Annotated in this window: 1 pseudogene; it reads left to right on the top strand. The window is 63.4% G+C overall.

Annotated features, from left to right (window positions below):
• Positions 1-195: pseudogene (locus tag C2142_RS04420) on the top strand (hypothetical protein); the annotation flags it as partial.
• Positions 196-796: the final 601 nt, after the last annotated feature.

Raw genomic sequence — 796 nt, 5'->3', positions numbered from 1 at the left:
GCATGGAGCGGCTGGTCAACGATGGGGACCTTCAAGTTCGCCGGCACCCCGACCGCCGTCTACAACGCCGACACCAAGACCGCCGAGGTCTTCGCCACCGGCACCGACGGCGTCATCTCCCACGCCTACAGCACCAACGGCAGCCCCTGGAGCAACTGGACCACCCTCGGCACCTGGAACTTCCAGACCAGCTGACCCAGCACCGATGGGACCGTCCGAAAATCGGATCGCCAGCAGAGTGGGTCCGAGGAAACTCCTCGGGCCCACTCTGCTGACCAGACACTGCGCAAGACGCCCCATGTCCAGAGAGCCCGTGCCGGGGGTTCCACACGGCTGAAAGCCCAACACGCCCGACGGAAGGGCAATCACGCCGCCGTCCTGCCAGGTGTAGCGCAGCGGGCGCGACACCCGTCGGATCCGCCGGAGGTCGATGATCCCAGCCGAAGTGCGAGCTGAACGTGCCTCACATGACAGAACCTCTAATTCTTCGCTGACCTGCTAAATCAGGTTGGCAATCCCAGATAACGCTCGAAGTACCTCTACGTGGTCACCGGCGACGAGAAGGGATTGTAGGTTCCGCGTTCCAGTGTCGAATTCCGGGGCGCCATGTCCAGTGGATGTCCAATTGGACAAGCCGCGTGGAGCCGCCGGTCGGCGTGTTCACTCAAGGTCCGGCTCTGGCGCGTCTTGCACCAGAAGCACGTCCCAGGCCCGCGGTCGAAGTCGAGCTGAGGAATGATGGGCTGATGCGCGTCCTCCTCTTCCAGCCACCAGTGTTCAGTGGGTCGTTCCGATC

It is taken from the genome of Streptomyces sp. CB01881, assembly GCF_002953255.1.
Lineage (GTDB): Bacteria > Actinomycetota > Actinomycetes > Streptomycetales > Streptomycetaceae > Kitasatospora.
The sequence above is the reverse complement of the archived record's forward strand: the minus strand, read 5'-3'. Positions and strand labels throughout refer to the sequence as shown.